The sequence below is a fragment of the Alteromonas sp. 4NH20-0104 genome (assembly GCF_057547795.1).
Genome location: NZ_BAAJLP010000011.1, coordinates 131,418 through 141,385, shown reverse-complemented (window position 1 = coordinate 141,385; position 9,968 = coordinate 131,418). Strand labels below are relative to the sequence as shown.

At 46.8% G+C, this 9,968-nt stretch carries 8 protein-coding genes; 3 read left to right on the top strand and 5 right to left on the bottom strand.

Features of this window, described 5'->3' with window-relative positions; translation table 11 throughout:
- Nucleotides 1-40: 40 nt before the first annotated feature.
- The 3 genes from AC27IB_RS10205 to AC27IB_RS10195 all read right to left on the bottom strand — a co-directional run bounded on the left by AC27IB_RS10205 (nt 41) and on the right by AC27IB_RS10195 (nt 2,738).
- Nucleotides 41-796 carry a hypothetical protein gene (locus AC27IB_RS10205; RefSeq protein ID WP_487120697.1) on the bottom strand — a complete coding sequence of 252 codons (756 nt, stop codon included), beginning with the start codon at nt 794-796 and terminating at the stop codon, nt 41-43.
- Between the two features lie 286 nt (nt 797-1,082).
- Nucleotides 1,083-2,366 carry an ammonium transporter gene (locus AC27IB_RS10200; RefSeq protein ID WP_487120695.1) on the bottom strand — a complete coding sequence of 428 codons (1,284 nt, stop codon included), beginning with the start codon at nt 2,364-2,366 and terminating at the stop codon, nt 1,083-1,085.
- A 33-nt stretch (nt 2,367-2,399) separates the two neighbouring features.
- Complete coding sequence (locus tag AC27IB_RS10195; protein WP_296051173.1) at nt 2,400-2,738, bottom strand: P-II family nitrogen regulator; 339 nt, start codon at nt 2,736-2,738, stop codon at nt 2,400-2,402.
- Nucleotides 2,739-2,985: 247 nt separating this feature from the next.
- On the opposite strand from AC27IB_RS10195, the gene AC27IB_RS10190 reads away from it, so the two are divergent.
- From AC27IB_RS10190 to AC27IB_RS10180, 3 genes are all read left to right on the top strand, one after another.
- Nucleotides 2,986-3,372 (top strand): hypothetical protein, encoded by a 387-nt coding sequence (locus tag AC27IB_RS10190; protein ID WP_296051148.1) that lies wholly within the window; start codon nt 2,986-2,988, stop codon nt 3,370-3,372.
- A gap of 24 nt (nt 3,373-3,396) precedes the next feature.
- Entirely contained in the window at nt 3,397-4,107 is a 711-nt protein-coding gene (locus AC27IB_RS10185) for a substrate-binding periplasmic protein (protein ID WP_487120693.1), read from the top strand.
- Between the two features lie 102 nt (nt 4,108-4,209).
- Nucleotides 4,210-5,106: a pepsin/retropepsin-like aspartic protease family protein gene (locus AC27IB_RS10180; RefSeq protein ID WP_487120691.1), complete on the top strand. Its 897-nt coding sequence runs from the start codon at nt 4,210-4,212 to the stop codon at nt 5,104-5,106.
- 44 nt (nt 5,107-5,150) lie between these two features.
- On the opposite strand, the gene AC27IB_RS10175 is transcribed toward AC27IB_RS10180, so the two are convergent.
- Nucleotides 5,151-5,816 (bottom strand): SDR family oxidoreductase, encoded by a 666-nt coding sequence (locus AC27IB_RS10175; RefSeq protein WP_296051153.1) that lies wholly within the window; start codon nt 5,814-5,816, stop codon nt 5,151-5,153.
- Nucleotides 5,817-5,921: 105 nt separating this feature from the next.
- Entirely contained in the window at nt 5,922-9,902 is a 3,981-nt protein-coding gene (locus AC27IB_RS10170; protein ID WP_487120689.1) for a response regulator, read from the bottom strand.
- Nucleotides 9,903-9,968: the final 66 nt, after the last annotated feature.

The following is a 9,968-nucleotide window of genomic DNA, read 5'->3' as shown; positions in this document are numbered from 1 at the left end:
CCTGCATAAGCAGGCCTTTCAGGTACGAACGAGCCGTGATTTATGCAGAGCGACGACGACGAGCCGCGAGCAGAGAACCACCAATAATCAGCAACAGCGAGGCAGGCGCTGAAGCCGGTGTAGTTGGCGGAAGGCTGTCTTGATCTAACAGTGCATAACGAACCTGGCCACCAGCAACCAGATATTCACCAATACCATTACCCCAGAACGACACCTCAGTAAACTCATCACTGTCATCAAACGCGGCTACGAATATTTCAAATACGTTGCTTGCCGGATTAGTTTGTGATGGGAAAAGACCTTCAGCACCCGTTGACGCAGAAGCCACTAAAATTGGTGCACCACCGTCAAATGAGATAAACAGGTCAGTCGTTGGATCGGTACAACACGTCGCCCAGTCACCTACTTCAAAACCAACCGCGTTTACCGCGCTGTCGAAGGTGAAGGTAATGCCGCTACCAAAGTAATCCATTGGATCCGTACGTGGAAGTGAACCACCACCCGCCGGGTTGATACCAATTGCAGTACCAGTTAATGAACCATAGGTTGTACCGGATGCAGAGCCGCCATCGTTTTGGGTGATAACGTAATCACCACGGTCGATTGAAGCGCCTGATAAAATCGTATCCCAAACATCAACACCAACAGTACCGCCAGCACCCGTTACAGTGCTGTCGAAATCGGCTACACCGTCAGTAATACCATCGAATACGGTTAGAATAGTTGCGTTGGCAGCAGTAGCAGATGCCAACAGTACACCGGCGAGACCGCCAGCAAACAGTTTCTTTGCTTTCATGTATAAAGTCCTTCTTCAATAAACGTCCGTAGTACCACAGATTCTCTACGTTTTTATTTGCAGTATATAAAGCATGATTAAAAATTAAGCATACCTAGCGTTTCAGTAGCAAAGAAGAGGCCAGATCGTTCAATTTTTAGATAATCATTTGAATAACTGACAATTTTTGGTTTTGAGGGCTCTTTAGGTAAATCTGCGGACCGTCGATTTGTAAAAAAAAGTGACATTATACTTTAGTTCAATGTAACGAAGTGAACAGGGCTGCTAATACAGCCCTGTTAGTGGCTCAGAGGTTGTACCCGCGCTCTTCGTGGCTACTGATATCGAGCCCCTGCTGTTCCTGCTCAGCAGTCACCCGAATTCCTTTAGTGAGCATGTCGACTAGCTTAAGTAGCACCAGGCTTACCACTGCGGTATACACAAATGTGGCAAAAATACCGACCATCTGCACGCCTAGTTGCTCACCGATGGAGGTGTTATCGCCTCCGAATCCATAGCCGCTGAAAATGCCCAGATCGGGAGAGCAGAAAATACCCGCCAGGAAAGTCCCCAGAATACCGCCAATACCGTGAACCGGGAACACGTCCAGTGAGTCGTCAATTTTCCACTTCTGTTTGATAAGGTTAGTGAAATAAAAACAAACGCAACCGGCGGTAAGGCCAATAACCAACGCCGCAGCCGGACCAACATAGCCCGAGGCCGGAGTGATGGTTCCCAGTCCTGCTACCATGCCGGTTACAATGCCCAGCACTGAGGGCTTACCGTATTTAACCCACTCAATGGTCATCCAGGCCAGTGAGCCTGCCGCGGCTGATACATGAGTAACCAGCATGGCCATCGCAGCATCACCATTGGCAGCTACTGCACTACCACCGTTAAAGCCAAACCAGCCAACCCAAAGCATACCGGCACCGCCGACTGTCATAGTCAGGTTATGAGGGATCATAGACGCACTGCCGTAACCGTGGCGGTTTTTGATATACATGGCTGCCACCAGCGCCCCCACTCCGGCAGTAATGTGCACCACCGTACCACCAGCGAAGTCCAGCAAGCCAATTTGCGCCAGCCAGCCGCCGCCCCACACCCAGTGACAAACAGGCAGGTAGACCAGTACCAACCAGGCCAGTGAGAACACTAAAACGGAAGAGAATTTCATACGCTCAGCAAACCCGCCCACCATCAGTGCGGGCGTAATGATGGCAAACGTCATCTGAAACATGAAAAACAGCGGTTCCGGGAGTGTACCGGATAACGAGGACTTATCCGTATTGGCTAGAAACATGTTTGAGAAATCGCCGATAAAGGCGTTACCTTCGCCAAATGCCAGGCTGTAACCCGCAATTAGCCAGATCAGCGACGCTCCGCAGGCAATCGCAAAGCACTGCATAAGCACTGAGAGTGCGTTTTTGCTGCGTACCAGGCCGCCGTAAAAGAACGACAAGCCAGGTAAGGTCATGAATAGCACTAAAGCCGTAGCGGTTAAGATCCAGGCGGTGTCGCCGGAATCAGCACCCGCTTCAGCCAATGCAAAGCCCGGCATAAAAGCCAGGCCGATAAGCCAGTTTCGCATATGTGTGTCCTGTTGATTCTCAAATGTGTTGTATTAAATTGCGTCGGAGTTTGTTTCTGATGTTCTTATTCGGATAACCTTTTCGACATCTGTTATAAATAATTTTCCGTCGCCTACCTTGCCTGTCCTGGCACTCTGAATAATCGCCTCGCAAACGCGTTCTGCGTTTTCATCGGCTACCACCAGCTCCAATTGTGTTTTGGGTACATAATCAATTTGGTATTCGGCACCACGGTATAACTCACTGTGGCCCTTTTGACGTCCAAACCCTTTTACTTCGCTAACCGTTAAGCCGTTTATGCCGACGTCAGCCAGGGCCTGACGTACTTCTTCGATGCGAAATGGTTTTATAATCGCAGTTATTTTTTTCATTTTTCCGGGCTTCTTTCGGGCAAGGTGTACTTTATTTTCTCCGAACAGTAGTATTTTTACCACTTTTTTTACCAAAACCTTATTATTCAATAGTAGCGTTGCCGGGCTTGTGCATTGGCTGTTTCGTCGCAATATATAGCGCCACGGGACGTTTCATTATCTAATTGCGGTAATAAGTTAAAGGCGGAAGGTGCTATCCTCTGCACTTTATTTTCCCGGTCGGAATTCAAAAAGGAGATGTGTTTATATGAAAAAATTGCTTGCTGCGTTAGCTGTTGTTTCTGTTGGTATGTTATCCGGATGTACGTCACTCCCTTCTGAACAGGAAATCAGTGATGCCGACTACGGCACCTATCCCGACGATTACGAAAATATCGTCAAGACCTATTATGGCTATCACCTCACGCATCCTAACTCCGTGGAGTACGGCAAAATAACCAAGCCGAAACGCTACTGGGTGGGCAATGAACTGGACGATGTGTATTACGGTTATCTTGTCTGCGCAACCGTGAATTACCGCAATATGGTTGGCAAGGACACCGGATTTAATACCCATGCCCTATTGATTAATAACGGACTGGTGGTTAAATACGTGGAAGACGGCGAGTGGTGGGGCAAGCCGCTCTGTAATTAAGAGCTTGGAAAACGGCGGGAAGTTATGTGGTATCGCGGGTTGCTATTACTGTTATTAATTACCTTTAATACTCACGCTGCCAAACAACTCAAGTCGGCAGTCTCTGGTAATTTCCCGAATGGACTTCACGCTCGCTTTATTGAGTATTTCAGCAACCAGTTGGGTGTTGAGGCAGACATCGTCCAGATGCCTTATGCCCGGCGGTTATTAGAACTGGATGACGGTAGTATTGAGCTGATGGTTGGTGTGTCAGGCACTGCGCCCATTGGCAACCAGACCATTTTGCTACACCCTGCTTACGATACCCTCAACATCGGCCTTTTTGTACTGGCAGGCAATGAGACCCTGTTTTCAGAAGCTGAGGATATGCGTAAGCACTTACTTAGCATTACGAGACATGCCAACAGCGATGCCATATTAACCGCAATACCAATAGAGCACATAATACCTGCCCGCTCACTTGAACAAAAAATTGAGATGCTGCGCAAAGGGCGCATAGACGGCTTTTTGCATGTAGCACAAAGTACGGACCTGCGACTTGAAGAACTTGGCCTTCGCCATGAAATTGTGTCCGCGAGTTACCAGCCACAGCAGGTTTATCAGCAGTTTGTTGCCATTAACACCCAGTCCTGGCTGTTTGAACACAAGGCCAAACTAGAAGCGATTATTGTTCGCGGCCTTGCCAGCGGGGATTTTAAAAACATCCGCCGAGATTACTACGCTCACACACACTAACCACTGCCGTTTCACCGTTCATTCACTGCTCGACTTCGTATCCTTTTGTAGTGTATATTTTCTTTGTTGATAAAGGATTGATTAATAAAACAAGGAAATTCAATGAAGTATGCTTTGTTGCTGGTTTTGCTGCTTGCCCCTTTGCGTGTATTCGCAGCCGTCTCCGAATGGGTGGACTTCACCCTTCACAATGGCCACGTATATTTGCCCATTACCGTTGAGGGCATTGAAACCCATGTATTACTCGACTCCGGCTCACAGGTGCATGCCATAAATAAGGCGTTTGTGGGTAAGCATAATCTGGACCTAGCCACCGGCGCGAAAATGCGCATCAAAGGCGTTCACGACACCGAAGAGCGAACCACCTACAACAATGTTGAGGTAGGTCTGTTTGGCTCTGAGTTTGAGCTCGATAAAGTAGTGGAATTTAACTTAGGTCACCATACCAGCGGCATGTTGCTGGGAGCGGGCTTTTTCAATCCGTTCATTATTCAGATTAACTACCCCGAAAAGAAAATGCGCATACTCACCCGTGACAGTGTGGACATGAACGAAGCATCCAATGTGAGATCCATGGACAATCGCGGTAACGGCATGCCAATCGCTGAGATAGGCATTAATGGCGAAAACTTCTGGTTTTTAGTGGATACCGGCAGCTCCAGCAGTATCTTTATGGAGCGTCGCTTTGCATCGCAGGCAGGCTTACTCGACAAAGTCGAAGGTTCTTCCTCTTCTTCCGGGGTTAACAGTACCGGCGTCCAGGACGTTGCTAATGCAGATACTGTGCAATTTGGTCCGTTTGAAATTGCCGATGTAAAAGTGAGTTTTCCCGCACCGGGCGAAACCACTAACCTGGAAAGTCAGTTTTCAGAAACCCGCAGCCGCATTAAAGGTAAACGCATCGTCGGCATTATTGGCTACGGCTTATTTCAGCATTTCCTGCTCACCATGGATTATAAAACCGGCAAAATCCACGTTTCGCTGCCACCCGAGAAATAAACCGCACAACGCCGGGCATGCCCGGCGTTGTTTCCTATGATGGATTACCAGGGTAACTCATCGCCGTTGCTGTGCCAGAACCCACCGCTATTATCGCAGTTTAATTCGTCCATACGTGCCAGTAATCCGGCCGCCGCTTCTTCTGGTTCAATAAGCCCGTTAAAGTTTACCATCTCGGTATTTACCCACCCCGGATGCAATAAGGCCACCGCTATCCCCTGCTTATTGAGATCAACAGCCAGGGATTTACCTGCTGCGTTAAGCGCCGTTTTTGACATCCGGTAACCGTAACTGCCGCCTGAATCATTATCGGCGATTGAGCCCATCCGGCTGGTAACAAGACCCACTTTGCTGCCTTCTTGCAGAGTCGCCTTTATGGTGGCAACAACCCGTAGCGGGCCAAGCGCGTTTACCTCAAATTGCTCTCTAATCTGGTCGTAGTTCAAATCGTCCAGGTTGTTCTTACGCATAATGCCCGCGTTACTAATAAGCACATCGATAGTCCTGCCGCCAAGCTGAATGAGCAATTTATCCAGGTCGTCCTGTTGGCTGACATCCACCTGTTCAATCACCTCAGCGCCACTTCGCTCTAGCGCTTCGGATGAATTACGACAAACCCCGATAACACTATCGCCACGTTTCAGGTAGGCCTGAACTAGCGCCAGCCCAATTCCCCGGTTCGCTCCTGTAATTAAAATAGTCGCCACCATAAACCTCCTGGCTCATTGTAAAATTATCCGATAGTTGAGACATGGGGAGGTTATGGTATTTTTAAAGGTTAGCGCGCCAGTTGAAGTCGTCGTATACCACCTTTACTAATCTGGCTCCCCGTGACAGGGAAATTCGTACTCACTGGGTAACACACCGTAAACCTGTTTGAAGCAACGACTGTAGTAAGCGCCTGAGCCAAACCCCACTTCAAATGCAATCTGGGTTATCTGTAGCCCCTGTTCCAGCAAGGGCATGCTTTTCTCCAGGCGGTACTTTTTCAGAAACATGGTTAAATTATCCGGTAACAATTTCGACAAGGTCCGGTTTAACTGCCTTTCACTCATTGCCAACAGCGCCGCAGCACGGCTTCGGTTAAACCTCTCATCCTGATAATTACTCTCTATGATATCTAAGAACTTAACTATGAATTTTCGATCTTTCTCATTGTCGCACCGGGGTAATATCGCTTTAACATATGCAGAGTTATTTTCCGCTTCTTCATCGACGTCTCTCCCTGCATTATGCCGATGAGCAAGCCGGGTATAGGTGAGGTTGCTTTCAATTCTTGATATCAGCTCGTCCCGCTCTACCGGCTTAACCAAATAGTCATTTACCGAAGCCTTAAAGCTCTTCAGTTTCGAGGTATAATCACTGGCCGCGGTTAATATCATCACGGGCACATCGGCAAAATGATTCTGCTCCCGAAGTCTTTCGGTAAACGTCACGCCGGAAATATCCAGAATATTTAATTCTGAGAGCACAATATCCGGCTGCAGAACCGGTATAAGCTCCAGTGCCTGAACGCCACTTTGCGTTGAGTAGCAATTAAAGCTTTCTCCCAATAAATTGATTATATACTCGCATGCTTCATGGCTACGTTCGATAACCAGTATTACCGGCAGGTTACTCTGGCGATACTGAGCAGACTGCTCAGCAACCATTCTGTCAGGCTCGTTAACCACTTCAATAGCTTCACTTTTTTCAATGGCTAGCGCCGGGTTAAACGGCAAATGTACCGAGACCTCAGTGCCTGTTTCGGGCTCACTCTTAATTTCCAGCCAACCATCATTGGCCAGTGCCAATGCGTTCGCCAGGTTCAGGCCAATACCGGTGTTAGTACTGCCATTATAATTCGGCCCTTTACCAAACCGGGCGATTACGAACTCCAGTTGATGCTCTGACATCCCAGGTCCATTATCCTTAATACTGAGGATGAATTGATCAGCTTGTCTGGTGCCCCTAATTCGCACCTGCCCGCCCGGCTGGGTGTAGGCAATGGCATTCATCAGGATGTAATTGAGGAGCGCCTCAAGCGAGTCCTGAATCAGCAGCACCGGTTGTTTGAGATCGCAGTCGCAACTGAGTACGAGCTGTTTTTTTGCGGCTTCCGGACGCCAGGTTTCCACCAGAAACTCCAACGTATTACTGATATCGTATCGTTGTAGTATTTGCTCGCTAATATGCTCAATTCGCTCCACTGCAGCTAGTTGGTCGGTGAGCAGCCTGAGGCGGCCAGCATTGTCGTAAACGAGGTCTATTTTATGTCTGATAGCCGCGGTTAAAGGACTTCCGCGTAGCTCTGTCAGCGGGTTTAAGATTCGCATCACCGGAGTTTTTATCTCATTCGCCAGATTGCTGAAGATCTTCTCCTTTTTGTTCAACAATTCAGTAATCGAGCGGTTACTTTCTAATAACGCAGACTGTTTTTGCTCAATGACAGCAGCCAACACACGACTTCTCTCTGCCATATGCCGCTTGATCAACAACACTATGAGCCAGATACTTAAGATAAGGGCAAACACATACAGCAAATACGCTTGCCAGGTGAACCAGAATGGCCGGGCAATTTTAAAGGGGTAGCGACTAATGGGTTGAGGCACCTGACTTTTGCTATCCACCACTCGCACCTGAAAGTTAAAAGACCCAAAACTTAGTCCGGAGTAGGCGACTGTACCAATATTAGCAGGCAGTTCCTGCCAATCTTCATGAAAGCCCTTCAGGCGGTATTCAAGCTTATGCAAATGGGGATAAACGTAATCGGCCGATGCAAATTCAAAAATCATTTCATCGGGGGCAGAGTCTATAGTTTCACTAAATAAGCTATCGGGAAAATGAGTTACCCGCTCACTTCCGTCAATCAACTGAAGATTAAATACACTAGCGACCGACTCATAGTCTCCGCGGTTCTCAACATAGCCAGCAAGCTGTTCCGTATCAATCAAATAGCTCATCTGGTCACCAACCAATACGAAGCTAGACCTGTTGACAGGCATAAGTCCCTGATGATTAAAGTCGGAATCTATAACACCATCACTACTGTCAAATTGGTAATAAGACTCGCCATTGGTAAAAAATAATCCCTTATTTGTTGCCAGCCAATGATTACCACTATCGTCTATGAAGCCATCCCTGATAAATCGTGGCAGCTTCAGCTTGTCGAATGCACTTTTCAACTGCCTTGTAGACATGTCGTATTTTTTTAGACCACCTCCAGAGGTACACAAATAGATATCGTCAACAGACGGGCTTGAATACATACAATAAACAAAGAATCGCTGCATATCGACGGCTTCATGTTTTATCCATACTCCAGGTTCCTCCATAGAAAACAGTCTATTTTTCTTGTCTAAAACTACGAGTAAGTCATGACTCTCGGCACTAATAAAGCGGATGCCTTTCGGAGCATTCACGTAGTGTTTTAATTTGTTTTCGACTAGTTGAACAAAGCCCGCATGCGAATCTGTTTCGTAGTAAATATAGAAGTCGTCCCCTTTTTGATAAAAGACAGGCTTTATGTACTGACAGTAATTGGCAGGGTCACTAACACTTGTCACTACTTCGAAAGTCACATCACTCTGTTGTACTAATGAACAAGTATTATTAGTAACAAATAACCCACTTGGCGTTGCAATAGGTTCCGACTCAAACCTAGTCAACGGCAATTCAGTTAGCTTTCCATTGTTCGAATTTAGCAGAAACCAATTATCTGATGTGCCGACCAACGCCTGTGATTGATTCATGTAACTCAGCGACTGGATATCTTTACGATAAGGAAAATCTGTTTCATGAAGATACCTTATCCCGGTATCAATGGAATGTATGGGTAAAAGACCCAGTTGGCTAGAAGCGACTACGACCTCTCCATTCTCCAATTCAGATATCGCACTAATGGTTTTTATTTGCTCGACTGAGTATTTTGGCTGACCTTGCTCAAGCTCTGAGATGACGTTTTTTTCTGTATTTAGGTAGTATAAGCCTATTGCCGCGATCCAGATTCGTTCCGTGGCACCTACAAATATCTGATCGACATCGTTTAAATTGACTCCCGGGTCTTCGAACGGATAATGGATAGCAGCGCTGATGGTATCCCAAAGGTAGATACCTCCCCGTCCCCCCACTAACAAGTTATCAGCGTGTACTGAAACCGATGTAACCGAATCAAGTTTCGGAAAGTATTTTTCTTTTGCATAAAATGTTGTCTTCCCTGAAACCGGCTCATGGACCACAAGACCACCAGATTCCGGAAATACAAACCCAACATTAGTTAAATATTCAGCCCCGTAAATTCGTCTTAACCGTCCTGCCTCGTGAACTTTATCAATGACCTTATACTCACGGGTGCTCAGATCATAAATTAGAATTTGATTGATCAGGCTAATCCCGAGGAATGAGTCTGCAACAGCCAGAGCCCAAGACGACTTTGCAAGCTCCATGGGTAAAGGGAACTGATTCAGGGATCGATCTTCGGGTCTAAAAACATACACTCCAGAACCAAATTGTGAAATCCATATATTCCCCTCACCGTCCGGGCTGAGATCAGATATATAACCCTCTGAAAGAGCTGAGTTGTCAGGGGAGTAAAATGTTGAGGTTTCACCCACAAGGTCTAAGAATCCATTTTCTGCGCCTAGATAGAGGTGATTATCTTGAGCAATTATTGCTCTGACAACGCCACTGGGTTCACCATTAAATTTAGTTTTCCCGACCCATGCAGGTTCAACGCAGTAAGCATGTAAGGACCAAAACAGACAGAAAAAGCCAACGCCTATATAAGTCCTAAATTTTTGTTTTTTTGTCCTAAACATTCGTTCATCTCCGTATCTCTTTCCCTAGATTTACTTCATGCAACTCCCTACAACAAATGAGGACTT

Coding starts and splice junctions, on each gene's coding strand:
- AC27IB_RS10180 (WP_487120691.1), top strand. CDS start 4,210: ATGAAGTATGCTTTGTTGCTGGTTTTGCTGCTTGCCCCTTTGCGTGTA.
- AC27IB_RS10205 (WP_487120697.1), bottom strand. CDS start 796: ATGAAAGCAAAGAAACTGTTTGCTGGCGGTCTCGCCGGTGTACTGTTG.
- AC27IB_RS10195 (WP_296051173.1), bottom strand. CDS start 2,738: ATGAAAAAAATAACTGCGATTATAAAACCATTTCGCATCGAAGAAGTA.
- AC27IB_RS10200 (WP_487120695.1), bottom strand. CDS start 2,366: ATGCGAAACTGGCTTATCGGCCTGGCTTTTATGCCGGGCTTTGCATTG.
- AC27IB_RS10190 (WP_296051148.1), top strand. CDS start 2,986: ATGAAAAAATTGCTTGCTGCGTTAGCTGTTGTTTCTGTTGGTATGTTA.
- AC27IB_RS10170 (WP_487120689.1), bottom strand. CDS start 9,902: ATGTTTAGGACAAAAAAACAAAAATTTAGGACTTATATAGGCGTTGGC.
- AC27IB_RS10185 (WP_487120693.1), top strand. CDS start 3,397: ATGTGGTATCGCGGGTTGCTATTACTGTTATTAATTACCTTTAATACT.
- AC27IB_RS10175 (WP_296051153.1), bottom strand. CDS start 5,816: ATGGTGGCGACTATTTTAATTACAGGAGCGAACCGGGGAATTGGGCTG.